27 protein-coding genes are annotated in these 25,259 nt (G+C 39.1%); 1 reads left to right on the forward strand and 26 read right to left on the reverse strand.

Annotation, left to right across the window (positions count from 1 at the left end; translation table 11 throughout):
• Positions 1 to 84 precede the first annotated feature (84 nt).
• The 26 genes from MHH44_RS12915 to MHH44_RS13040 form a co-directional block, all read right to left on the reverse strand.
• Complete coding sequence (locus MHH44_RS12915; RefSeq protein ID WP_065215700.1) at positions 85 to 1,386, reverse strand: NCS2 family permease; 1,302 nt, start codon at positions 1,384 to 1,386, stop codon at positions 85 to 87.
• Between the two features lie 254 nt (positions 1,387 to 1,640).
• Positions 1,641 to 3,167, reverse strand: a complete 1,527-nt coding sequence (locus tag MHH44_RS12920; RefSeq protein ID WP_340798798.1) for an SH3 domain-containing protein — start codon at positions 3,165 to 3,167, stop codon at positions 1,641 to 1,643.
• Positions 3,168 to 3,419: 252 nt separating this feature from the next.
• Positions 3,420 to 4,784, reverse strand: coding sequence for an acetyl-CoA carboxylase biotin carboxylase subunit (gene accC, locus MHH44_RS12925; protein WP_340798799.1), 1,365 nt, complete (start codon positions 4,782 to 4,784; stop codon positions 3,420 to 3,422).
• Positions 4,785 to 4,799: 15 nt separating this feature from the next.
• Positions 4,800 to 5,300 carry an acetyl-CoA carboxylase biotin carboxyl carrier protein gene (accB, locus tag MHH44_RS12930; RefSeq protein ID WP_008404260.1) on the reverse strand — a complete coding sequence of 167 codons (501 nt, stop codon included), beginning with the start codon at positions 5,298 to 5,300 and terminating at the stop codon, positions 4,800 to 4,802.
• A gap of 193 nt (positions 5,301 to 5,493) precedes the next feature.
• On the reverse strand, positions 5,494 to 6,027 hold the full coding sequence (locus MHH44_RS12935; RefSeq protein ID WP_008404261.1) for a SpoIIIAH-like family protein: 534 nt from the start codon (positions 6,025 to 6,027) through the stop codon (positions 5,494 to 5,496).
• Positions 6,024 to 6,401 (reverse strand): stage III sporulation protein AG, encoded by a 378-nt coding sequence (locus MHH44_RS12940; RefSeq protein ID WP_008404262.1) that lies wholly within the window; start codon positions 6,399 to 6,401, stop codon positions 6,024 to 6,026. Before MHH44_RS12940 ends, MHH44_RS12935 begins: the two co-directional genes overlap by 4 nt.
• Positions 6,402 to 6,467: 66 nt before the next feature.
• Entirely contained in the window at positions 6,468 to 6,602 is a 135-nt protein-coding gene (locus MHH44_RS12945) for a hypothetical protein (protein ID WP_269454576.1), read from the reverse strand.
• Positions 6,599 to 7,510 (reverse strand): stage III sporulation protein AE, encoded by a 912-nt coding sequence (locus MHH44_RS12950; RefSeq protein ID WP_008404266.1) that lies wholly within the window; start codon positions 7,508 to 7,510, stop codon positions 6,599 to 6,601. Before MHH44_RS12950 ends, MHH44_RS12945 begins: the two co-directional genes overlap by 4 nt.
• Positions 7,510 to 7,887, reverse strand: coding sequence for a hypothetical protein (locus tag MHH44_RS12955; RefSeq protein ID WP_008404267.1), 378 nt, complete (start codon positions 7,885 to 7,887; stop codon positions 7,510 to 7,512). The genes MHH44_RS12950 and MHH44_RS12955 overlap by 1 nt, the downstream gene beginning before the upstream one ends.
• Positions 7,888 to 7,891: 4 nt before the next feature.
• Positions 7,892 to 8,098, reverse strand: coding sequence for a hypothetical protein (locus MHH44_RS12960; protein WP_008404269.1), 207 nt, complete (start codon positions 8,096 to 8,098; stop codon positions 7,892 to 7,894).
• A gap of 104 nt (positions 8,099 to 8,202) precedes the next feature.
• Positions 8,203 to 9,204, reverse strand: a complete 1,002-nt coding sequence (locus tag MHH44_RS12965) for an NAD(P)H-dependent flavin oxidoreductase (protein ID WP_340799516.1) — start codon at positions 9,202 to 9,204, stop codon at positions 8,203 to 8,205.
• An 80-nt stretch (positions 9,205 to 9,284) separates the two neighbouring features.
• Positions 9,285 to 10,031 (reverse strand): ABC transporter permease, encoded by a 747-nt coding sequence (locus MHH44_RS12970; protein ID WP_445683054.1) that lies wholly within the window; start codon positions 10,029 to 10,031, stop codon positions 9,285 to 9,287.
• An 87-nt stretch (positions 10,032 to 10,118) separates the two neighbouring features.
• Positions 10,119 to 11,060, reverse strand: coding sequence for an ABC transporter permease (locus MHH44_RS12975; protein ID WP_339262312.1), 942 nt, complete (start codon positions 11,058 to 11,060; stop codon positions 10,119 to 10,121).
• Positions 11,061 to 11,077: 17 nt separating this feature from the next.
• Positions 11,078 to 12,628, reverse strand: a complete 1,551-nt coding sequence (locus MHH44_RS12980) for an ABC transporter substrate-binding protein (RefSeq protein ID WP_340799517.1) — start codon at positions 12,626 to 12,628, stop codon at positions 11,078 to 11,080.
• A gap of 5 nt (positions 12,629 to 12,633) precedes the next feature.
• Positions 12,634 to 13,596 carry a P1 family peptidase gene (locus MHH44_RS12985; protein WP_340798801.1) on the reverse strand — a complete coding sequence of 321 codons (963 nt, stop codon included), beginning with the start codon at positions 13,594 to 13,596 and terminating at the stop codon, positions 12,634 to 12,636.
• Positions 13,589 to 14,575: an ABC transporter ATP-binding protein gene (locus MHH44_RS12990; protein WP_340798802.1), complete on the reverse strand. Its 987-nt coding sequence runs from the start codon at positions 14,573 to 14,575 to the stop codon at positions 13,589 to 13,591. The genes MHH44_RS12985 and MHH44_RS12990 overlap by 8 nt, the downstream gene beginning before the upstream one ends.
• Complete coding sequence (locus MHH44_RS12995) at positions 14,565 to 15,572, reverse strand: ABC transporter ATP-binding protein (protein WP_340798803.1); 1,008 nt, start codon at positions 15,570 to 15,572, stop codon at positions 14,565 to 14,567. Before MHH44_RS12995 ends, MHH44_RS12990 begins: the two co-directional genes overlap by 11 nt.
• A gap of 6 nt (positions 15,573 to 15,578) precedes the next feature.
• Complete coding sequence (locus MHH44_RS13000; RefSeq protein ID WP_340798804.1) at positions 15,579 to 17,024, reverse strand: aldehyde dehydrogenase family protein; 1,446 nt, start codon at positions 17,022 to 17,024, stop codon at positions 15,579 to 15,581.
• 15 nt (positions 17,025 to 17,039) lie between these two features.
• Positions 17,040 to 17,756 (reverse strand): SDR family NAD(P)-dependent oxidoreductase, encoded by a 717-nt coding sequence (locus MHH44_RS13005; RefSeq protein ID WP_339262321.1) that lies wholly within the window; start codon positions 17,754 to 17,756, stop codon positions 17,040 to 17,042.
• Positions 17,757 to 18,830 carry a tartrate dehydrogenase gene (locus MHH44_RS13010; RefSeq protein WP_340798805.1) on the reverse strand — a complete coding sequence of 358 codons (1,074 nt, stop codon included), beginning with the start codon at positions 18,828 to 18,830 and terminating at the stop codon, positions 17,757 to 17,759. It abuts the gene before it with no gap.
• Positions 18,827 to 20,056, reverse strand: coding sequence for a M20 family metallopeptidase (locus tag MHH44_RS13015; protein WP_340798806.1), 1,230 nt, complete (start codon positions 20,054 to 20,056; stop codon positions 18,827 to 18,829). The genes MHH44_RS13010 and MHH44_RS13015 overlap by 4 nt, the downstream gene beginning before the upstream one ends.
• A 220-nt stretch (positions 20,057 to 20,276) precedes the next feature.
• Positions 20,277 to 21,140 carry an IS3 family transposase gene (locus MHH44_RS13020; RefSeq protein WP_340799483.1) on the reverse strand — a complete coding sequence of 288 codons (864 nt, stop codon included), beginning with the start codon at positions 21,138 to 21,140 and terminating at the stop codon, positions 20,277 to 20,279.
• Positions 21,104 to 21,667, reverse strand: coding sequence for a helix-turn-helix domain-containing protein (locus MHH44_RS13025; protein ID WP_340797817.1), 564 nt, complete (start codon positions 21,665 to 21,667; stop codon positions 21,104 to 21,106). Before MHH44_RS13025 ends, MHH44_RS13020 begins: the two co-directional genes overlap by 37 nt.
• 96 nt (positions 21,668 to 21,763) lie before the next feature.
• A complete protein-coding gene (gene efp, locus MHH44_RS13030) occupies positions 21,764 to 22,321 on the reverse strand; it encodes an elongation factor P (protein ID WP_008404273.1) in 558 nt (185 codons plus the stop codon).
• Positions 22,322 to 22,338: 17 nt separating this feature from the next.
• Positions 22,339 to 23,397, reverse strand: a complete 1,059-nt coding sequence (locus MHH44_RS13035) for a M24 family metallopeptidase (protein ID WP_340798807.1) — start codon at positions 23,395 to 23,397, stop codon at positions 22,339 to 22,341.
• A gap of 255 nt (positions 23,398 to 23,652) precedes the next feature.
• Complete coding sequence (locus tag MHH44_RS13040; RefSeq protein ID WP_340798808.1) at positions 23,653 to 24,060, reverse strand: DNA helicase; 408 nt, start codon at positions 24,058 to 24,060, stop codon at positions 23,653 to 23,655.
• 178 nt (positions 24,061 to 24,238) lie between these two features.
• On the opposite strand from MHH44_RS13040, the gene MHH44_RS13045 reads away from it, so the two are divergent.
• A complete protein-coding gene (locus MHH44_RS13045) occupies positions 24,239 to 25,177 on the forward strand; it encodes a DUF1385 domain-containing protein (RefSeq protein WP_340798809.1) in 939 nt (312 codons plus the stop codon).
• The last annotated feature ends 82 nt before the right edge of the window (positions 25,178 to 25,259 follow it).

Here is a 25,259-nt window from a genome sequence, read left to right on the forward strand (position 1 = left end):
ATCCTGTTACAGCAATCCTTTTTATGTATAGAACAGGAAGCCCTTGTTACAAAAATTGCTGCTCCAATAAGAAGCAGCAATTTTTTAATGTGGTAGATAAATTAACTGTAATATGAACAGAACAGCGAAAATATAAACGAGCGGATGTACTTCGCGTCCACGCCCTTTTACAAGCATAATTAACGGATAGCTAATAAAACCGAGTGCGATCCCTGTTGAAATACTTGATGTAAGTGGCATTGATAAAATAACTAAAAACGCCGGGAACGACTCTTCAATTTCATCCCATTTCATGTTTTTCACAACACCGATCATTAAGCTACCTACGATAATTAATGCTGGTGAAGTAATGGCTGCCACACCGGACAATGAGCCAACAAGCGGTCCGAAAAATGAAGCGATGATAAACAGTACGGCAACGGTTAATGCTGTTAAACCTGTACGGCCACCAACTGCAACACCAGAACCTGATTCCAAATACGCAGTTGATGGACTTGTCCCGAACATCGCACCTGCAGTTGTTGCAAGAGAATCGGAAATAAGCGCTTTACGTGCACGCGGCAATTTCCCGTCCTTCAATAATCCTGCTTGCTTTGATACACCGATTAACGTCCCTGTCGTATCAAATAATGTAACTAAAATGAATGAAAAAATCACACCGTATAGACCGTATTCAATCACTTCTGAAATCGCGGTTATTGGATTGAGTATGATAATTCCTTCCGGTAGATGTGGAAGCGCCACTACTTTATCGATTGTAAGTTGTCCTGTGAACATCGCAATAATTGCCGTCACAATCATACCGATAAAAATTGCCCCGTTCACTTTACGAGCCATTAGTGCAACTGTAATGAACAGCCCGACAAATGTTAATAACGGTGCTGGCTCCGCAATATCACCAAACTTAACTAAATTAGATTCATCAGCTACGACGATACCGGACATACGCAACCCGATGAAAGCGATAAATAATCCAATACCCGCAGTTATCGCCAACTTTAAGTTTTCAGGAATTGCTGTAATCAGCTTTTCACGGAATGGCGTTAAACTAATAATAATAAATAAAATACCTGCAACAAATACTGCTGAAAAGGCAGTAGTATACGTAATCTCTCCATTTGAAGCTAATACAACAGTATAAGTAAAATATGCATTTAATCCCATACCCGGAGCAACGGCGATCGGATAGTTCGCACAAAGCGCCATCCAGCCTGTCCCGATAACTGCTGCGATAATTGTTGCCATAAATACTTGATCAACCGGAACTCCAGCACCTGATAAAATAATCGGGTTAACAATGATGACATAAGCCATCGTTAAAAATGTTGTTAAACCCGCAAATAATTCACGCTTAACTGTTGTCCCATTTTCTTTTAACTGAAACATTTGCATTCCTCTTTTCAAAACACGAACAATTTTTAAGAACTTATATATAATATTCGTTATTATAGTAAAATGCAATCTATTATAAGCATTTTTTTAAATAGGGAAAATTGATTATTTTCAGAAAATTATTTTATTATTCATATAGCTCTCTCTTTGAGATATTTCTTCATTCTTACTTTACCCAAATTATGATATTTTACAGCTGCAAAATGAGAAAAACGGTTGCAGTGGACGCAACCGTTTTCCTATTTCTATTATTTTTTCTTTAATACGAATGTTTCATATCTCTGTATGAATGCGGATATGTGAGCACGTGTTAAAATATTTTCAGGTTCAAAAGCTTTGATTGTTGTTTGGGTAGTAAGTCCATTATTGATGAAAAATTGAATCGCTGTGTCTTCACTTACTGTTTTCCCATAGTAGTAAGAGGCCATCAATTGTGCCAGTTTACCACGTCTGATACCTTGCTCCGCTAAAGCTCTAGAGGCTTTCGATTTTTCGCTTGCCACTACAGGCATATTATACTTTTTCGCCAAGTTGTATACTTTACCTTTGTTCCAAGATGATGTGCTTTGTACATTTGCTAATTCATCTTTTTCAGCGTAGCGGAAGAAGATTGTCAGGAAGTGTGCTTCTGTTAATTTTTTATTCGGTAGTAGATGCGTTTCGTATTTTTTAGTTTTTGCATTCCATATTGTACTGTCACCTTGAATGTAACCTCTATCGATTGCCCAGATCATGTCATCTTTCCACCAAGCTGTAGTACTGAAGTCAGCATACTGTTTAATATAAGACGAGTAGTCCGGTTTAGGCTCAACAGGAGTTACAGGAGTCGATGTCGATTCTACATAATCTAAATAACTTGAAGCTACATACCCTTCTGATCCGTCACTTCTTTTCACCGGATACCAGACAAAATGGTTTTTCTTCGTTGCTACCTCATCGTAAACAAATGGACCAGTAATGGTAACCACTTCGCCTTTAGTTAAAGTACCTTTTTTAGAATCATCTCCCGTTGTAGGTCTAGATCTAAATGCGGGATTTGTTGTTGCACTTACTTTTTCACCTTTTTCAAAAGAGTACTTTGATTTTGTTAATGGTAAATCAAACTTATAATCCATCTTTAAAAATTTAATATTATCTCTGCTGTTAGAGTCATATTGGAAACCTTCGCTTGTAAAAGGCAGCTCTTGTAAGTCGATTAATTCATATTTCTCAACAAACCCAAAAATCTTTTCTTGATATGCTTTTACATTTCTTTCACCAGTTGCTTGTACAGTTGGACTATTTACCGGCTTCGTACCGTTATAAGCCATAACCGCGAAGTACCAAGATTCCAGGACATCTCTGTCACCATCATTAATTTTAGGTAAATCCGATCGATCAAACATTTTATCAAGAATTTTTACACCCGATTCAATATTATAAAGAAGGTCACTTTTTAATCTTTCTTCATTGTAGCCGGCCTGATTTGTAATTTGCATAAGGCCAATCCCATTATCTGCTGTCACAATTGCTTCCCCGTTGTTATCGAAATGACGCCAATTTCCACTTTCACCTTCCGCTATTGCCTTCACAATTTCAGGAGGGACATCATAACTCAGTGCTGTTTCAGTTAACAAGCAGTTCGTAGTAGAGAAATCAGGGTTTACCTTCGACGCTGCATCATACTCACACGTATTTGCAATATCATTTGCAATTACATTTTTATCATTATTGATAGATAGAGTGATCGCACTAACAGCAATTACACCAATCAATGGTTTGAATAACTTTTTCATAAGTACTTATTACACTTCCTTTTATAATTTCTAAAGTTAAAAGATTCACATATATGTTAACATATACCAAACTTTCTAGATAGGGGTACCTTCCGCTATTTTGTCTTGAGCAGCCATCTGCATATTTTTCGCCCCCTCTCTTACTCTATTAATAGCTATTCCACTTACAGACGGTAAAACTGTTAAATAGTTTCAAAAAAAATAAAAACCCTCTAATTAAAATTAGAGGGTTAAAAACTTATTAAAATCTAATTAAGATTTCACATTCACACCTAAAATATCATTCTCTTCCAGGAACTTCGTGTTGAATTTCGCTGATTTGAATACGTCGTTGTTCATTAAAGCTTGGTGGAATGGAATTGTAGTGTTAATTCCAGGTCCAGCTACTTCAAATTCTGATAACGCACGGTTCATTTTCGCGATTGCTTCTTCACGAGTGTCTGCATGAACGATCAGTTTTGCGACCATTGAATCGTAGTATGGTGGGATCGTATAGCCTGCATAAACTGCAGAATCGATACGTACACCATAACCGCCTGGTACTACATACGTATCTACAGTACCTGCTGAAGGCATGAAGTTTTTGTATGCATTTTCGGCGTTAATACGGCATTCAATTGCCCAACCGTTAATTTTGATGTCTTCTTGTTTGAACGGTAGTTCTTGACCAGAAGCGATTTTTAATTGTTGTTGTACTAAGTCAACACCTGTAATCATCTCTGTTACAGGGTGTTCAACTTGAATACGTGTGTTCATTTCCATGAAGTAGAAACGATCTTCCTGGTAATCGTAGATGAACTCGATTGTACCAGCACCTTCATAGTTACATGCTTTTGCTGCTTTTACAGCAGCTTCGCCCATTTCTGCACGGCGCTCTTCAGATAGTGCCGGAGACGGCGCTTCTTCTACAAGCTTTTGCATGCGGCGTTGAACTGTACAGTCACGTTCGCCAAGGTGTACAACATTGCCATGGCTGTCCGCTAATACTTGGATCTCGCAGTGACGGAAATATTCGATGAATTTCTCTAAATAAACACCAGGGTTGCCGAATGCCGCTGCTGCCTCTTTTTGAGTAATTTCAATTCCTTTTACAAGCTCTTCTTCTGTGCGTGCAACACGGATTCCTTTACCGCCACCACCAGCAGTTGCTTTAATGATGACCGGGTAACCGATTTTCGTAGCCCATTCTTTACCTGTTTCAATATTCGGTACAATGCCTGTACCAGGAACTAACGGAACATTTGCCGCTTCCATCGTGTCACGTGCAACGTCTTTAATCCCCATGATTTTAATCGCATCCGAAGAAGGACCGATAAATTTAATACCCGCGTTTTCACAAGCTTCAGCAAATGCTGCGTTTTCCGCCAAGAAACCATATCCTGGGTGGATCCCGTCAGCACCTGTTTTTTGCGCTACCCCTAAAACTGCCGGGAAACTTAAATACGAATCTTTCGATAACTTTGGTCCGATACAATATGCTTCATCCGCAAGCTTTACATGCAATGCATCCGCATCTGCTTCAGAATATACTGCGACCGTTTGAATACCTAGCTCTTTACATGCACGAATAATACGTACTGCAATTTCGCCTCGGTTTGCGATTAATACTTTTTTCATTTGTATATACGCTCCTTATTCAGCTTTTACTAAAAATAATGGTTGACCATATTCTACTAATTGGCCATCTTGAACTAAGATTTCTACGATTTCACCTTTAACTTCAGCTTCGATTTCGTTGAATAACTTCATCGCTTCTACGATACAAACGATTGACTCTTCGCCTACTTTATCGCCTACTTTTACATATGCTGGTGATTCCGGGTTTGGAGCCTGATAGAATGTTCCAACCATAGGAGACGTGATTTTATGTAAATCAGCCGTGTTTTCTACTGGTGCTGCTGGTGTTTCTGCTTTAGGAGCTGGAGCTGGTGCCGCTTCTACTTGTACTGGAGCTGGTGCCGCTACTGCTGCAACCGGTGCTGCTTCTTGTACTTTTTTAGGAGCTGCTACTTCTGTAACACCGTTGTTTTTCTTTAGTTTAACCTTTGCGCCGTCCGCTTCATATACAAACTCGTCGATTGATGAAGCATCTACTAATTTAATAATTTCTCGGATTTCTTGAACTTTGAACATTCTTAACTCTCCCTTAAAAAAAAGTAATAACAATACAAACCCTATTTTATAATTTTTCGGACTATTTTGAAACAAATAATTTTAAATAGCTCAAAAATAGGCATAAAGCAGAACAATCGTATATTAAGACAAAGAAAAATATTTCAATCTGCTATATAACACATTTTCTGCTTTACATTAATATGACGTCCTTTTAATTAAAAGGTTCGAATTCTACGCTAACATTTACGTAATCTTTAAATTCAGAACGCACAACGTATAAGATTTCATCTGCTAATTTCTCGGATACTTCATCTGACATAACTCGTACAGCCACCTTATCTCCTTCAATTCGGACAAGGGCATCTGAATAGCCGATTGATTTAATAAGCATTTCCAGCATCGCTTCCGATGATTCCAACTTGATCAGTTCATCCATTTCATTGAATGCCTCATTCTTTTCTTCTGCTGTAAATTCATCAGCAGCAATCTTTTGCGTCAATTGTTCTTTTTGCTGGCTGCGTTTGTTCGCTAACTCTAAACGTACTTCCTGGAATAAGTCGCTTTCTGAATTAACAGGTTGTGTCAGGTTTTGATTAACCCCTAAAATATCTGTTTCATCAATCGTTTCATCAGAGAAGATCGTTAAAATATTCGGCGTATTGTCTTCGAAAATATAAAATACAGAAATTACCGCAGCTAAACTTACTACTGTTAAGAACCATACTGTTCGTTTTTTCACTTTCACTTGTTTTCCCCCTTAATTTGCATTGGCACTACTTGAATACGATGCGACGGAATTTGCAGAACATGCCCAACGGTTTCCTTTAGCATGGTTTTCACGTCGGTATTATTCGCTCCTTGTGCCACAATGATGACACCGGATAGCTTTTGCTGTTGTGTGACAGACAAAAATTGCTGTTCACTTTGTTGATCATAGTGAAAATAAACCTGAACTTGTCCGACTGACTGAATTTCACTTAATAATTTTGCAAGTTGTTCCTCATTTGAGTTATTGCTTTCTCCTTTCTCCGGTTGTGATAGAAACATGAATAAAAAAATAATAAATACTACGGCAATGACAATTAATACGATAGGACGATTCGCTTGTTTCTTTTCCACATTATTAAGCGTATACGCCCCCTTCTCTACTAGATTTCAACATAATGTATGAACGAAACAAACCGGTTATGCAAACAATGAAAGAATTGTGCTTGTCACGAATAAATACAATGCGAGCTTTACATATACTTGCCATTGCCGCTCATCAGCAAATATGAGAAGACTGCTGCCCAGTAAAATAAAAAGAAATAATTGAATCATGTTTTTCCCCCCATGGACATCTGCATAAAGAAAATAAATAACAGTACGATAAACATAATTGCGAAGCCAAGTAAAAAGGCAACCGCACATAAAACAAACATCGTCTTTCCAACATCATCAAATAGACCGCTTATACGCATATTTGTAAACGGTTCTATAATGGCACCAATAATTTTAAACAGCAGTGCGTGTAGCAATAGTACCGTCGCCGGATAAAAAGCCGCACCCCAAATAATTGTTAAAAAGGACAGTCCAACAAAGGTGGAAACGGTTGACTGAGTTTTTTGGAAAAAGGACAGCCCTTCTACAATCAAATTGCCGATTAACGGAATATTTTGCTCAATTAATTTCTTTATAGGTGATTTTAATGCGTCATTTAGCTGAATAAAGGCGACACCAGAAAGCGTCAAAATCGATGTCAATGCAATAACCGACGCAATCATGACGCTTAATATAGAAGAACGAATAAGATCTGCAGCTTTTGAAAAAGAAATAGCCGGATATATTTTTGTACAGACATCAAATATTAATGCGAGGATTAGAGCAGGTATTGTAACGTTTGTGCTGATAAATAAAATAACCTGGACAAAAAGAATGATGATTGGATTCCATGCGATCGCCGTAAATACGGTTTGAATTGTCAACAGCATAAATGACATGATCGGTAAAATAGCCATAAAGAAATTTTGCAGTATGGCAATGAGCTCATACAGCACAACAAAGGCATCGACGACATTTTGTGCAAATACAACGATAAACAAAATAATAAATAACTGTTCAATTAACGCGGTTTCTTTCGGGACTAAAGCAAGTAGCAGTAAATACATCAAAATATATATCGCTACTAGCAGCAAAGAATACACTAAAGATTGAATGGGCTCTGTAAAAATCGAATAAATTGTCTGCATTACTGTAGCCTTTCTAATAATTGGATTAATAGCTGAAATTTCGGTTGTAGCAGATTGATCCAATATAACACTGCGGTCATGCGAATGGACAATGTAACTAATGTCGCAAAAGCTTCATATTCAAATTGATCTAATAGCTGACAGATTAATTCATTCAGCAAAAAAAGTAATGCCGTGAAGAGCAGTCCCTTACTGTATGGAACATTATTGAAAATAACTGCGAGTCGCTGCCAAAGCGGAATGAGTTGCTCGCGGACAACAAATTGGAAAAAAATAAAGAAAGCGATGACGACAATAATTGAATGCAGCTTGTCCATCGTCTGTTTTAAAAATAAAAACAGAACTAAATAAATGACACTTGCAAATAGCGCAATCATTTAGCTAGACGGCCGTCAACCATTGGAAAAATACGACAATCTCTTGAAAGAACAAGCGCAAAAATCGAATTAATTCAATCGTCATGTATAAATACGCAATGAAAAACAAGAAAAACGAAAACTCTTTTTTTCCTAAATGCTCGAAGAATAAATGAAGAAGTGCAATAATCAACCCAATCCCTGCAACACGAAGCACATCTTGTAATTCCAATAAAGCCCTCCTTCCTTAACGAAACTATATGCACTATCCAATCAAATAAGCACAAAAAAACACCGATGAGAAAGTTTTATCCTTTATCATCAGTGTAAAAAATTTTATCGTAAGAGAGTTTCGATAATCTCTTTAACAGATGCTTCTTTAGCCAAATAGCTATTTTCCCCCATCCAAAGAGACATATATTCAAGGTTGTTTTGACGGGCACTTTCTTTTCGAATCGGTTGGGTCAAATAATGCTGAAGCGGATATTGGGCAGTCACCGCTTCTTTTAACTCCTCGGTAAACCTGTTTTTCAGTCCGCGCGCATATTTGCCGGTAAATGCTTTCGTTAACGTTGTCGCTTGTTGACCGGAATTTAAAATCGCTTCTTTATGTGTTCTCGATGTCTCGCATTCATATGCAGTTAAAAGAATCGTACCTAATTGAACAGATGTCGCACCAAGCTGCAGCATTTCCTTAACATGCTCAGCCGTCATAATTCCACCTGCAGCGATGAGCGGAATGGTTACTATTTCTCTTACATTTTCCAGAAGCTCCGTGGTCGTTATTAATTGAAGAGGTTCAGTAAATGACCCACGATGCCCACCTGCTTCTCTTCCCTGAATAACTACAGCATCAAGACCAGCTTGTTCCACTGCAATCACTTCCTCTACGGTTGTAGCAGTGCCGATTAAATAAATTCCGTGTTCTTTTAATTTTGTAATTGTCGCTATACTAGGGATGCCAAATGTGAACGACACAATTTTTACATCCTCATCGATAATCGCCTGGATTTGTTCGTTAAAAACTTCTGTAGACACGATATGTGGTGTCTCGGTAATACCTAACTCATCATAAAAAGGTTGTAATTCTTGGCGTGCTTTTTGAATAACCGTCTGATCGAATCCTGATTGTTCTGGAACGAATAGATTAACATTAAAAGGTTTCGTCGTTAAGTTTTTAACTTCTTGAATAAACTTTAATGTTTCTTCACCATTTAAATATCCTGCGCCTATTGAACCTAACATACCTGCCTTACAGCAAGCTTCAACAAATTTAGGAGTCGTAATTCCGGCCATTGGTGCTTGAATTGTTTCATGTAGTAACGTGTACCTTGTCATCACTATATTCCCACCTTTACTATTGGCAATGTACATTCATTGTAGCATTGTTTTGAAATTTTCGAATTACTAGATAATTACTACTTTGATCGTGGGTCTAATAAATCACGGACAGCATTACTTAGCATGTATAACCCTAATACCATTAACGTAATTGCAATCCCTGGTGCATAGACATACCAAGGTGCACTCGCCAGATAAGACTGTGAATCTTTCAGCATCCGGCCCCAGCTAGGATCCGGTGGCTGCACACCAAGTCCTAAATAGCTAAGCGCTGCTTCCGCTAGCATCGCCGTAGCAAATGTAATCGTTGCCGCAACAATGATTTGAGAGGAAATGTTCGGTAAAATATGTCGAAACATAATTCGCGGAGCTTTTGCGCCAATTAACTTTGCAGCTAAAACAAACTCCGCATCACGTTGCTGGACGAAACCACTCCGTACGATACGGGCAATGCCTGGTATTGCAATGATACCTAATGCGATAGACGTATTTACAATACCTGGACCAAAGATGGCCACGAGCATTAAGGCTAAAATGATACCAGGAAACGCCATTAGCGCATCTAAAAAACGACTTAATATTTCGTCAGTCCAACCACCAAAATAACCTGCAATACCTCCTATTAACACCCCAAATGTAACGCCAATAAAAACGGTGATTATACCGACTATAAAGGCTGTTTGTGTCCCTTTCATAATTCGACTAAAAATATCTCGCCCGAATTCATCTGTACCGAACCAATGTGTACTGTTCGGTGCAAGCAACTTTTGTGCGATATTCATTGCCGTCACATCATAAGGCGTGTAAAAAAAACTTACAATCATTATCAGTAATAACCCACCAACAATTAACAAGCCGATGAGCAAATTGAAGTTTTTCAATAGTTTAGTTGCCAATCTTGCTCACCACCTTTAGCGAATTCGAATTCGCGGATCTATAATGGAGTATAAAATATCAATAATAAAATTAATTGTTACAACTGCAATCGTAATATACATGACGATTCCCTGTACGAGTGGAAAATCGCGGTTGTTAATTGCCGTCACTAATAGCTGCCCTACACCTGGAATTGAAAATACTTGCTCAACAATAATTGTTCCTGCCATTACCTCTGCTGTTATTAATCCGAAAACGGTCAAAATCGGTATCAGTGCATTTTTTAGTACATGCTTATACATAACGTTGCGTTCAACAATACCTTTACTGCGAATTGTCCGAACATAGTCAAGGCGAATTTGCTCCAAAACCGCAGTACGGACGTAGCGGAAATTAATCGCTATTTGTGGGATGGCGATTGTTATCGCTGGTAATAACAATGTACTTAATGCTCCTGTAATACTTGTGGACCAAGGTATGTAGCCACTAATTTTGAAAAAATCAACATTCATAGCGACATAAATAATTAGCATCATCCCCAGCCAAAATGATGGAATAGCCATACCAATTTGCGTTGCTGTTGACAGCGTTAAGTCACTTAATTTATTTTGACGTCGGGCAGCAAACATCCCAAGAGGAAGTGAGACTGCACAAACGATGAAAAGCGTAATCGCTGCTAACGAAAGTGTAACTGGAAGCCGATCAAGCATTAACTCCATTACCGGCATTGAAAATCGAATAGAATTCCCTAAATCCCCTGTAAAAAGTCCTGTCATCCATTCAAAATATTGTACATAGAGCGGGAGGTCCAAACCGAGTTCAGACCTCAAACTTTCAATCTGCGCAGGATCTGCTTCTGTGCCAAGCATTGTTAACACAGGGTCTCCAGGCAAAATTTGAAACACGCCAAATGTAATAAAAGAGACAAAAATAACAGTAACAATTAAGAGGACGAAGCGGCGTAGTAAATACAACATTACGCTTCAACCCTTTCTTAATTTGACATTTTCACTTCCGACATATCGTGGTACCAGAATGGATATGATTTTAAACCTGATACCGCTTTATCTGAGCCCCAAATCACTTGGTAATCTGCAATATAAACAGCCGCTGCTTCCTCTGTTAAGATTTTTTGTGCCTGTTTGAAATAGTCCACTTGTTTCTCTTGATCGGTTTCAAGTAATACTTCACTCATAACTTTGTCAAATTCAGCATTGTTGAATCGGAAAAAGTTCTCCCCATCATTCGTTGAAATATAATCATTTAAAACTTCATAGGCAGATGGGCGACCTGTTAAATCGATAGCCGTCATTTCATAATCACGACCAAAATACACTCGCTCCAACCAAATACCCCATTCTACTACTTCAATTTCAACATCAATTCCGATTGCTTTTAGATTTTCAACGACAATTTGTGCAATGTTCCCGTATATTGCGTTATGAGAGGATACCGTAATTTTTGTTGAGAAGCCATCAGCATAGCCGGCTTCTGCTAGGAGAGATTTTGCATTTTCAACATCAAATTTCCAAACATCCACAAGCTTCTCATCATGGTATTTACCCATAGCTGGACTCATATTTGAACCAAGTTTCTCCGCATACCCGTTAAATACAGAGCTTATAATGTCCTCTTTATTAATAGCCATTGCTATCGCTTGGCGCACCTTCACATTATTAAAAGGTTCTTTCTCTTCATTAAAAGTAACAACTAATGATGAGTTATTTTGCTGTTTCGTCGTATTAAATTCCTCCGTAACTTCATCAATACGTGCCCAAGGTATCCCTGTTAAATCCACTACATTTGCAAGTAACGCCATAATAGCTGCTTGATCATCCGATTGGAAATTAAACGTTACTTTATTTAAATACGGTATACCATCACGCCAGTAATTTTCATTTTTCTTCAGTACTAAATTCGTACCTGGAGAATATTTTTCATATGCGAATGGTCCGGTACCGATCGGATTTTCATTATGTTTGCCATCATTTGCAGCGGGTACAATACCTGAAGTCAATGCTGTTAATGAGTACAAAAAGTTTGAATTCGGCTCTTTTAAAATAAATTTAAATGTATTTTCGTCCTCAACATTTGCTGAAACGACATTATCAAAGTTATTTTTCATTTTCTCCCCACCATTTGTACCCATTAAACGATCGAACGTATATTTCACATCATCCACCGTTAAATCTGAACCATCATGGAATTTCACACCTTGACGAATCGTAAATGTATACTCTAAGCCATCATCCGATATTTCATACTTTTCTGCTAATGCCTCGCGCAATGAGCCATCTGTATTTGGAGCCATCAATCCTTCAAACATATTTAAAATCATCTGGAATGAAATCGAAGCTGTCGCTTTATGCGGATCTAAAAAATCAGGATCATCATTTACACGCACGATAATTTCTTGCGCCTCGTCCCCTGAAGAGCTATTGTTTGTTTCATTTGAAGAATCACTACCTGTATCTTCTGAACAGGCTGCCAGTACAAAAACAACGATTGCCATTAAAAACATTAGAGTATACTTTTTCAATGAAATTCCCCCTATTTTTGGATACTTTCATAACATTCAACATTCGCTAAACGCTTAGCATCTTTCACTGCAAGAACGATCGCTTGCTCCATTGCTTCTATAGCAAGCTGTCCTAAATAATCAAGTTGATATTGCTTTTCTCCAGTCCCTAGCACAAAAATTGTATCTCCATCAAACATTGTATGCACTGGATAAATCGTATGCGCAAGTGCATTTTGCGTCAGCTGCGCAAGCTTTTTCGCTTCCGATTTGGTCAATTTAGCGTTAATGGCAATTGCACCAATCGTCGTATTTGCTCCGGGTGTTGTTTGGATACTTGCATATTGCTTTATAAGAGCGCAGCTATCCAGCCATTCACCTGTCGTATGATTACGACTTCCTGCGATGATTTCCTTTGTTCCAGGCTCCCTCACATCTCCAACAGCATTAACTGCTACAATTGCACCTACCACTAAATCTTTCATACCTTGAATAGAGTACGAGCCTAGTCCCCCTTTCATAAAGTGTTCAATACCTGCAACTTTCCCAACGGTCGCACCATAGCCAACACCAACATTGCCGTTGTCAAAAGGACCAACTATCGCATTTTGTGTCGCTTCATAGCCCATTTCTTTTGTTGCGTATGCAGTCGGGCTACCAATCAATAAGTCAAAAATAACCGCGCCTGGCACAATGGGTACAGTTGCCACCTCTACAAATAAGCCGATTTGCTGCTCCGCCAAATATTTCATCACACCTGAAGCGGCTTCCAATCCAAATGCGCTACCACCAGCCAATAAAATTGCATGGACTTTTTCTACTCCGTTAATAGGATCTAGTGCATCGGTTTCACGCGTACCTGGTGCAGAACCACGCACATCCACACCGCAAACCGCTCCTTCTTTTGCGACAATGACCGTGCAACCTGTCACCCCTTGCTTATCAACGGCATGCCCTACTGTAATTCCGGCAACATCAGTTATGTTGTTATACATTCGTCATCTCCCCCTCATATAAGAAACAAGCGACTTGCTGCGCATCCGTACCTTGAAGAAGCGGCTTTTTTCGCTGGCATTTTGGCATGACATGCGGGCATCGCGTATGGAATACACAACCAATGGGCGGATTTATCGGATTCGGTAAATCTCCCTTTAACGGAATCGTCTCTCGTTTTTTTGTGAAATCTACTACGGGAATTGCTTGGAGCAAAGCGTTTGTATATGGATGCCTTGGCGTTGCAAATATTTTTTCCTTTTCGCCAATTTCAACGATATTCCCTAAGTACATCACTGCTACTCGGTCGCTTATATGCTTAACAACACTTAAATCGTGGGAAATAAATAGATACGTTAGATTAAATTCTTCCTGCAAATCCATCATCAAGTTCAATACTTGTGATTGGACCGATACGTCGAGTGCCGAAACAGGCTCATCCCCAATAATAAAAGCTGGATTAATCGCAAGTGCTCTTGCAATCCCAATTCGTTGGCGCTGTCCACCTGAAAATTCATGCGGAAATTTATCCACTGCATCTGCTCGTAACCCTACTTTTTCAAGCAATGTTAGGACACGCTTTTGCCGATCCTCTTTTGACATGGATAGCTGTAGCTTCATCGGCTCTTGTAAAATATCACCAACTCGCATACGTGGATTAAGCGATGAATACGGATCTTGGAATACCATCTGCATTGCGTTTCGATACTTTTGTAACTCGCTTCCCTTTAGCTTTGTAATAGGTGTATTACGATAATAAATTTCTCCGCTCGTCGGCTCTGTCAATTTCAAAATTGTCCGCCCTAGAGTCGATTTACCGGAGCCAGATTCTCCTACAATACCGAGCGTCTCTCCTTTATAAATAACGAGTGAAATATTATCTATTGCTTTGACAACCTTTTTCTTCTCCTTTAATCTCTTTCGTTTTACAGGAAAATGTGTTTTCAAGTTTTTTACTTCAATTAATATTTCACGCGTCATGGGCAGCAACCTCCTTTTCCTTAAATAAATGACAACGAACCATCAGACCATCTTCAAAAGTAATTTCAGAAGGTACTATACGTTCACAAATATCCATCGCATGTTGACAGCGAGGGGTAAAGCGACAGCCCGCTGAAAAGTTTAAAGGAGACGGTACGGTGCCTGGAATTGTTGGTAATCTTCGCTCATTAGTTGAAAGTGAAGGCATCGTTTGAAGTAGTGCTTTCGTATAAGGATGTTTCGGTTCAGTAAATATTCGCTCTACCGGCCCAGATTCAACAATTTGACCTGCATACATGACCATCACACGATCTGCAGTTTCTGCTACTACGCCCATATCATGTGTAATAAATAAAATGGATGAGCCGTGTTCTTCTTTCATTTTCAACATTAACTGTAAAATTTGCGCCTGAACTGTTACATCGAGTGCAGTCGTAGGTTCATCGGCTAATAAAAGTTTCGGATTGTTAGCCATCGCCATCGCAATCATAACGCGCTGCCTCATCCCTCCTGATAATTGGTGCGGGTATTCATGAATTACTTTTTCGGCATTCGCTATGCCCACTTTATTTAACATCGATAATGCGATATCAAAAGCATGCTTTTTATCCACATGTTGATGGCGGCGAATCCCCTCAATTAGTTGACTACTAATTTTGAAAACTGGATCGAGAGAAGTCATCGGTTCTTGAAATATCATCGACATTTCATTTCCACGAACACCGCTCATGTCATCTAACTTCATTTGTAATAAATCTGTACCGTTCAATAAAATTTGCCCTGATGTAATACGAGCTGGTGGCATTTGTAAAAGGCGCATAATAGCAAGTGATGTAACACTTTTACCACTACCAGATTCACCAACAAGTGCCAGCGTCTCCCCTTCAAATACTTGAAAGCTAACCGCATCGACAACATTTGTTTGCTTACCGTTTGCCATTTGAAACGCTATCGATAAATTATCGACTTGTAAGACAGTCTTTTTTTGCTCGGTCATCGGCGATTACCTCCCTTGAACGTTGTAGCGAATTGCAATATTTTTCATTTGCGTATAGTTACGCATTGCAACTAATCCTTTTTCTCGTCCGATTCCACTCTTCTTATAGCCGCCAAACGGCATTTGGATACCACCCGCTGCACCGTAATTATTGATAAATACTTGGCCAGCTTTTATACGACTAGCCATGAAATGCGCGACGTCAATATCACGTGTCCATACACCGGCTACTAGCCCGTAATCTGTACTGTTAGCGAGCTGTATCGCTTCCTCTACTGTTTCAAATGTAAAAACAGTTAATATAGGACCAAAAATTTCTTCGACAGCAAGTGGATGCGTTACATCAAGCCCATCTACAATTGTCGGCTCCACATAATAACCATTCTCATAATTTTCTACACGTAGAGGTTTGCCGCCAATTAGCACTTTACCATCGCGTTGGGCGAGCTCTAACAAGGTGGTAATTTTTTTTAATTGATTTGCATTTAACACCGGGCCCATATCTAAATTTTGCTCTCCTGCCCCAATACGGATTTGCTGAAAGCGTTCAACAAGTTTCGCACAAAATATCTCTTTGTAAGATTTTTCAATTAATAAGCGTGCACCTGCCGAACACGTTTGACCTGCATTTTGAATAATCGCCCGCATAACCCCTTCAAGTGCAAGCTCCTCATTTGCGTCTGCAAAGACAACATTTGGAGATTTGCCACCAAGCTCCAACGTTACAGGTACTATATTCTTTGCAGCTGCTTGCATAACTGCAATGCCTGTAGGTACTGAGCCAGTAAACGTGATTTGGTGAATGCCCGGATGACTTGATAAATAAGCCCCTACATCTTTACCAAAACCTGTCACATGCTGAATAATACCTTTCGGAAGTCGTGCATTTAGCCATTTTACTATTTCATGTGTCGTTAATGGTGTATCTTCCGCGCTCTTCACTATTACCGCATTACCTGTTGCAATTGCAGCGGCTACACTACGTGACGTAATTTGAATCGGATAATTCCAAGGCACAATATGTACCGTCACACCAATGGGCTCCAATACGACTGCATTAAAAATACCGTCTTCAATCGGAATCGTGTCACCCATCACTTTATCTGCTGCTCCACCATAAAACTCAAAGTAACGTGCCGCTGCTTCAACATCGGCACGTGCTTGTTGCAATGGTTTCCCGACGTCTAAGCTTTCCAACTTCGCAAAATGTTCTGCGTTTTGACGAATAAATTGAGCAAATTCTACCAATAGTTGACCTCGTTCAAATGGCTTTACATTACGCCATTCCTCACCTTCAAAAGCTTCGTTTGCTATACGGACTGCGTCATCAATTTGTGCATACGTTGCATTGGCAATTGTTACAAGCGGCTTCCCAGTCGAAGGGTTGTAAACCGTGATTTTGTCCTCACCCTCGATCCATTCACCATTAATACACATCGGAATATGTTCCATAGTTTGTCCACCTTTCTATAAACCGCGTCCACCATCGACATGAAGTGTCGTTCCCGTAATAATGTTTGATTGCTCTTGCAGTAAAAAACGTACTGCATTAGCTATATCTTGCGGTTCAATTAATCGACCTAGCGGAACGGAAGAAGCAAAAATTTGGGCTTTCTCCTGCTCAACATCAGCACCTACTGCCGCGAATTGTCCAAGCATTGCTGTGTTCGCCGGTCCTGGATGAATTGTGTTAACACGCACATTATATGGAGCCAATTCAATAGCCATTGCTCTAGAAAAGCTTTCAGCCGCACCTTTTGAAGCAATATATGCTTGAAGCCCAGGTCGCGGGCGTACAGCAGAAATCGAAGCAATATTAATAATGACACCATCGTTCGCTTCTTTCATTTTTGGAACGACTGCTTTTGCCAATAAAAATAGGCTTTTAACATTGATGTTCATCAACTTATCCCAGTAATCAGCTGATACCTCTTCTATCGGTGTAGCGGCTTGTGCTAAGCCATGTACATTAATAAGTCCGTACACATTCGAGAGTGGTTCGACAATTGATGTAATCTTCTGCTCATCTGTTACATCACATTGTTGATAATGAAAATACGAATGGTCGAATGGCTGTTCTATTGCTAAATCAAGTCCGATAACTTCATAATTTTCCACTAATAACTGTTGAACAATTTTTTGTCCCATACCACCAGCAGCACCTGTTACAATCACTGTTTTCATTTATACACCTCTCATTTCATAGCAATTTTTTAAAGCGTAGCAAATCGCTTCACCCATTTGTTGCGTCGTTGCAGTTCCACCGATATCTGCCGTTTTCACTTCGCTTTTCGTCAATACTTGTTCAATCGCTTGCACAATTAGCTGCTCTAAATCAGGACGCCCAACATGCCCCAGCAGTAATGCCAGCGACCAAATCTGAGCAATAGGATTGGCGATGCCAAGCCCTGCAATATCAGGAGCTGAACCATGCACAGGCTCGAACATTGATGGATAAGCGCGATTCGGGTTAATATTTCCAGACGGTGAAAGTCCTAGCCCTCCGATAATGGCCGATCCTAAGTCGGACAAAATATCACCAAATAAATTAGAAGCGACCACAACTTCAAATTCCTCTGGTCGCTCTACGAAGTAAGCAACGAGCGCATCGATATAATAACTTTTCAGTTGCAACTGCGGGTAACGGCTCATCGTTTCATGTACAATCGCATCCCAAAATTTCATTGTATGAATAACCGCGTTCGATTTTGTTGCGCTTGTTACCGTCGATTTTTTATATTTCAGCGCATAATCACATGCCGCACTTACAATATTATTAATGCCTACTTTCGTCATTACCGTATTTTGTATCGCTAATTCGTGCTCTGTACCACCGTATAACCGGCCCCCACTATTAGAATATTCACCTTCCGTATTTTCTCGAAAAATAACAAAATCAATCGCTTCTTTTGTTGCAAGTGGTGAAGCAATACCTGGTAGCGATTTTACTGGTCGAAAATTTACATATTGCTGGAATTGCTTACGAATAGGCATAATAAGTTCCCAAACGGTCACATCGTCTGGTACGCGCGCATCTCCAATGGCACCAAATAAGATTGCATCATATTGTGCAAGCGTTTCTAAACCGTCTTCTGGCATCATTCTCCCTGTTTGTAAATAGTAGTCGGAATTCCATTGAAACGTCATTGTCTCGATTTCAAGTGTTTGATCAAGCTGCTGCAATGTTTCCAGTACAGTTAATGCCTGTTCCATTACTTCTGGACCAATGCCATCTCCTGGGATTACAGCAATTTTCATTGGTCTTCACCTGCCAAAAATAATAATGCCGCTTCTCTATAGATTGCTGTTGTTTCCGCCAACTCTTCTATATCTACATATTCATTTATTTGATGGGGTATCTCTCGATCTCCTGCACCAATGGTTACAATTGGTATTCCATGTACATGTAAAAATGTTCCATCTGTTGCCCCTGGTACACCATTATAAATCGGTTCCTTTTTAAGTACATTTTTTACAGCATGATGCACTGCTTCAACGATCGGATTTGTCCGTTCTGTATAAGTGGCCGGTCGATTATCGAGTACAGTGAGTTCCACTTTAAAGTCAGGGTCGGACTTCTTCATTCGGGCAATAATTGCTTCAATTTTCGCTAGTAGTTCATCATGGTTTTGTGCCGGAACAGTTCGAATATCAAGTGTTGTCATACATTGATCCGGTATAACATTAATCTGAGCATCACCTAATACTGGCGCTTGTAAAATTGTCGGAGTAATCGAAGGCCATTTCAGAAATGGATCCTCTCCTAAACGTTCTTGCTCTTCCTTTTCTAGTTTCTCCATTTCTGTTATAAAGCGTGCCATGCGCCAGTTTGGATTAATACCGCTCCATGAAATCGCTCCATGAGCCATTTTTCCATAAATATCAACACGCAAACGGATTGCGCCCCGCTGTGCAATGCATACTTGGTTTTCTTCAGGCTCACAAATAATTGCCCCATCTACACCATCTGCCCAGCCTTGTGCAATAAAATGCTTTATACCAAGCATAAGCCCTTCCTCATCACATGGAATGCATAATATAATTTTACCTGTGAAACTCTCTTGATCTAACAAGATTGACTGCACAGCCGTAATCATGCATGCCAAGTTCCCTTTTGTATCATTCGTCCCGCGACCATACATACGCCCATCAATGATTTCAGCACCGAATGGGTCATATGTCCATGCATCCCGGTTTCCTTCTGTAACCACATCGGTATGCCCTTCAAATAAAAGGGTTTTACCGGGTTTTTTTGAATCGATAATGCCAATGACATTCGGTCTGCCTGGTGTTACTTCTTCCATGTGCACTTCAATGCCTAGATTTAAATTGCGTAAATACTCGGCAACGTAATTGGCTACTTCCTGCTCATTACCTTTGCCATCATTACGAAAAACACTTTCAATTTGTACGAGCTTTTGTGTCAATGAAATGACTGTTTCTCTATCCCGTGTATACGTTGTAGACTGTTTCATATCAACCATACGAACACCCCTATTTCTGAATTTTCTGAAATCAAACGACAAATTTCTTCTTGTATTGCTTACTCACTTAATATTTGACGTTTATCTAAATATTCCTTCCAATTCAATAAAATGGTATTTTCATAATGATGGAGATATCTAATTGAAAAGAAATTTATATATATACAAAGCACAAAAAAACACGCTGAAAGGTAGTGACCCCTTAAAGTTAGAGTTTTTATTATGCAGCTAATTGGCTGGTATGAGTTCGGTATTTTACCGGGCTCATGCCGGCCAGTTTTTGTTTAATTCGATCATTATTGTAATAACTGATGTACTTCACAATTTTCTTCTGTAACGCTTCATAGGAAATCAATACTTCCCCATAATACATTTCTTGTTTGAGTATGCCAAAGAAGTTCTCCATGGCCGCATTGTCTGCACATGTTGCTTTACGAGACATGCTTTGGAAAATCTTGTTTCTCTTTAATGTTTTCACCCATTTGTTATGTTGATAATGCCACCCCTGATCCGAATGAATCGTTGTTCGATAATTCGCCTGCTCATGAATAATCGGAAGTGTTTGGTCAAGTGCCTCCATTACGAAATCGAGTGTAGGGCGTTTCGACATACTGAAACCGAGTATTTCACCGTTGAATAAATCCATGATGGGACTTAGATACAATTTTTCATCATCTGTACACTTAAATTCGGTTATGTCTGTTACTAATTTTTGAAGGGCATTTGGTGTGATAAAACGTCTGTTTAATCGATTCTTTGCGACCTTACCCACAGTTCCTTTATAAGATTTATAACGAGATTTACGCCCGAATTTCTCACATTTCAAATTCATTTCATTCATGATTCGCTGTACTTTTTTATGGTTGATTATGTGTCCTTCTGCCTTTAATTCTGCGTGAATTCGGCGATAGCCATATCGACCCTCATGTTTCTCAAACGTCTCTAAAATCAATGTTTTCCATGCTTTATCCGGATCTTCCTGATTCATTTGTTTGATATGATAATGATACGTTGCTTCTGGAATGTCCACTCGTTTTAAAATATCTATCAATCGGAATCCTTCTTCTTTGAGTCCAAAGGTAATCGCTGCTTGTGCTTTTCGAGAAAGGCATCCGGATTCTCTCGAAAAGCCTTCAACTTTTTTAAATACGCAACCTCCAAACGAAGCAGTTCATTTTCGCGCTCTAACTGTTCCTCACGTGACAGTTCTTTTTCTTGCTTCTTTTGTGTAGTTTTTGATTTTTTAGACATAGATGGGCGCCCCTTTGCTTTTTCTTGCAGGCCCTCTATCCCTTCTTTTAAAAATTTACTGTACCAATTTGCGATTAAACTTGGATTATTCATATTAAATTGAATCGCTGTATCTAGATAAGAAGCACCTGTTTGTTTCATAAAGTTTAATATATCTAATTTAAATTGAACAGAATAAAACTGCTTCTTTTTCTTAATCGATAGGCTACCTTGACCAAATTCTTTAAAAGCACGCACCCAACGTCTTACTTGAGATTCTTCAGCGACGCCATGTTTCCTAGCTGTTACTCGATAACTTAATGAACTACTCAGGTAGTCTTTAACCACCATCAATTTGAATTCTTCGCTATATTTAACCATAGAAAAACACCCCAAAAGTTAGTTTTTTAACTCTAACTTTTGGGGTGCAGCACCAAAGCAATTGCCTTCAGCATGTTTTTTAATTTTTCAAGAAGACTATGCGCGTGAAACGTAAGTGCCTTCAGTTGTGTTAATAATTAATTTATCACCTTGGTTAACGAAGAATGGCACGTTTACCATTAAGCCAGTTTCCATTTTAGCTGGTTTTGAACCGCCTGAAGCTGTATCGCCTTTAATACCCGGCTCTGTTTCAGCAACTTCTAACGTTACTGTATTTGGTAATTCAAGACCTAACATTTCACCTGAATATGTTTGGATATGAACTTCCATGTTCTCTAATAAATAGTAAAGTTCGTCTTCGATTTGAGCAGCAGCTAATGTTGTTTGGTCATATGACTCTAAGTCCATGAATACGTGCTCATCACCTTGTGCATATAAATATTGCATTTTGCGGTTTTCGATCATTGCTTTTTCTACTTTTTCACCAGCACGGAAAGTTTTTTCTGTTACGTTGCCGTTACGTAGGTTACGTAATTTAGAACGTACGAATGCAGCACCTTTACCTGGTTTTACGTGTTGGAATTCTAGTACGCGGAATAAGTTACCGTCAACGATAATCGTTAATCCTGTACGGAAATCGTTTACTGAGATCATGAATTATTTCCTCCAAATTATAAAATGATTAATTCTTTAGTCGAATGTGTTAGTACTTCATTACCCGTTTTTGTGATTAAAATATCGTCCTCAATTCGAACGCCACCAATTCCAGGAATGTAGACGCCCGGTTCAATTGTTACAACCATATTAGGCTCCAGGACCGTATTTGAACGGAATGATAACCCAGGTCCTTCATGCACTTCAAGGCCGATACCGTGACCTGTTGAGTGACCAAATGCTTCACCTAAGCCTTTTGATTTTAAATAATCGCGTGCTACAGCATCCGCTTCAATCCCTGTCATGCCCGGACCAACTTTTTCAAGCGCAAGAAGCTGAGACTCGAGCACAGCATTGTACATTTCTACCAACTTCTCTGAAGGTTGGCCTACAGCGATTGTACGTGTAATGTCCGAAATGTAACCATTATAGTAAGCACCAAAATCAAGTGTTACAAAATCGCCCGTTTCAATAATTTTGTTTGTCGCAACACCGTGCGGCAATGCCGAACGCAATCCACTTGCAACAATAATATCAAAAGAAGAACTTGTAGCACCTTGTTTACGCATGAAAAATTCTAATTCATTCGATACGTCAAGCTCTGTAATGCCAGGCTTGATGAAATTTAAAATATGTGTAAATGCATTGTCTGCAATTTCACATGCAACCTTAATAATATTAATCTCTTCTTCAGTCTTAATCAAGCGAATTTTTTCAATTAAACCGGAAACTGGCACGAAATCAACATTCACTGCCGAATTATATACTTCATATGTACCATATTGCATGGCATCTTTTTCAAATGCCAATGATTTTACACCCATTGCTGCCACTTGTTTTGCCACTTCATCATGGATCGGACCACTATGCTGAACGACACGGAATTCCTTTACTTGCTCTGAAGCTTGTTCTGTATAGCGGAAATCTGTAATAAAAACGGCATCCTGCTGGGAAACAACTGCAACACCTGATGTACCAGTGAAGCCTGTCATATAACGGCGGTTGTATTCATTTGTAATGAGTATTGCTTCGACATTGTGCTCGATTAGTGCTTGACGTAGTTTAGTAAGTTTCATCTGTTCTTATTCCCCTTTTTATTGTAGTAAAAACTTGCAGATGGCCATTTAATTGGCGAATCTACAAATTTGTCCTGCTTTCAATCACAGAAACTTTGGCGTTACGCGATGCAATACTCCTATGTCTTTAAACCCTTTAAATTACACTTTCCAAGGTGGTAAAAGGGACCTTTAATACAAGCTGCTTCATTGTGAACGCTTCTTTTTATACTGTCCCTATTTTATCACAGACTTTTCAGACATCAATACTTTCGACTAACGAAATAATGTCTTTGTACGGTACCTGGCCGTTTCGACAATCAAACGCATCGCTATTAAAATTACAATAAAAAATGGGATGGAAAATTTTTTGATTGATGACAATTCAATAGGTAGATTTAAGATTTTCAATTCGAGTAATGAAGCCATGACAATTCCCAAAATAAGTGAAAGTAAAAAAGGAGGCACCATAACGAGAAGCTGCGTTACGACCAATAATAAAAAAGCAACAATCGCTATCATTAAAAATAAAATAACCCATCGCTCGAATGCCGTCCATTCGAACCATTCCAATTTTTTTAGAAATGATACCGGATGCCATTTAATAAAATTAAATAAGTGCAAGCCTTTTAAGCTTACTGTCACAATAAATGATGTAAATAATGAAGTGACAAACAGATGCATGACAAAAACTCCTTTTTTTGACTCAGTATGACCGATTGTAAAAAAACTATTCGAATGGATAGTGCTTTTCTCCAAAATTTAGTACAATATGAGGGTATAACAAAGACAAGAGATGGATAGACTCCATTCTCCCGCCTTAAAATAGATTGAAATTTTATAAGAGAGTGGTGTCGAGCAAGTGAGTAATAATGCGCCAATATATGGTGGGCAAGCGCTTTTAGAAGGTGTTATGTTCACTGGTCAAGATCATATGGTAACGGCAATCCGTCGAAATGACGATTCCATCGATTATTTCCATGTAAAAAAAGAGAAAAAGCCAATTTTTCAAAAGCTAAAAAAAATTCCTTTCGTTCGTGGGGTTGTCGCACTAATCGAATCGGCAGGCTTTGGGTCGCGCCATTTGCAATTTGCTTCTGACCGCTATGATGTTACACCAGGCGAAGAAGAGAAAAACAGTGGTGAAGAGCCATCGAAGTTAATGATGATATTAGGTGTAGCCGTTATTGGTGTACTCTCGTTTCTATTCGGTAAGTTTGTCTTTACATTAGTGCCGATGTTTCTGGCAGAATTTTTAAAACCTTGGTTTCCAGGAAAAACCGTTCAAATTTTTATTGAAACCGGCTTTAAATTAATTTTGCTTCTTGGCTATTTGCAGATTATTTCGATGACGCCGTTGATTAAGCGGGTATTCCAATATCACGGAGCTGAACATAAAGTAATTAATTGCTATGAAGCAGGCCTTGACTTAACGGTGGAAAATGTTCAAAAACAATCACGACTTCATTATCGTTGCGGTTCAAGCTTTATTTTATTTACCGTAATTGTAGGTATGTTTACATATTTCTTCGTACCTGTTGATCCACTTTGGGTTCGTCTTGTAAGCCGTATTTTACTAATCCCGGTTGTAATCGGTATTTCTTTTGAAGTATTACAAGCGACAAATGCCGTTCGTGAAATTCCGGTTTTACGTTACCTAGGCTATCCTGGATTATGGCTGCAACTGTTAACAACAAAAGAACCGAAAGACGAGATGGTGGAAGTAGCGATCGCCTCTTTCAAAAAACTGCATGAAGTCGAGAAAAACCCGGCTATTGCACAAACATTAGTACATGATTAATTAAAGATTCGGGGAGTTATGTAAAAGGGAATTTACTTTTACGATAACTCCCCTTTTTTTGACGCCTGCCATATATTTAGAG

Origin of the sequence: Solibacillus sp. FSL K6-1126 (assembly GCF_038003445.1) — a bacterium.
GTDB lineage: Bacteria > Bacillota > Bacilli > Bacillales_A > Planococcaceae > Solibacillus > Solibacillus silvestris.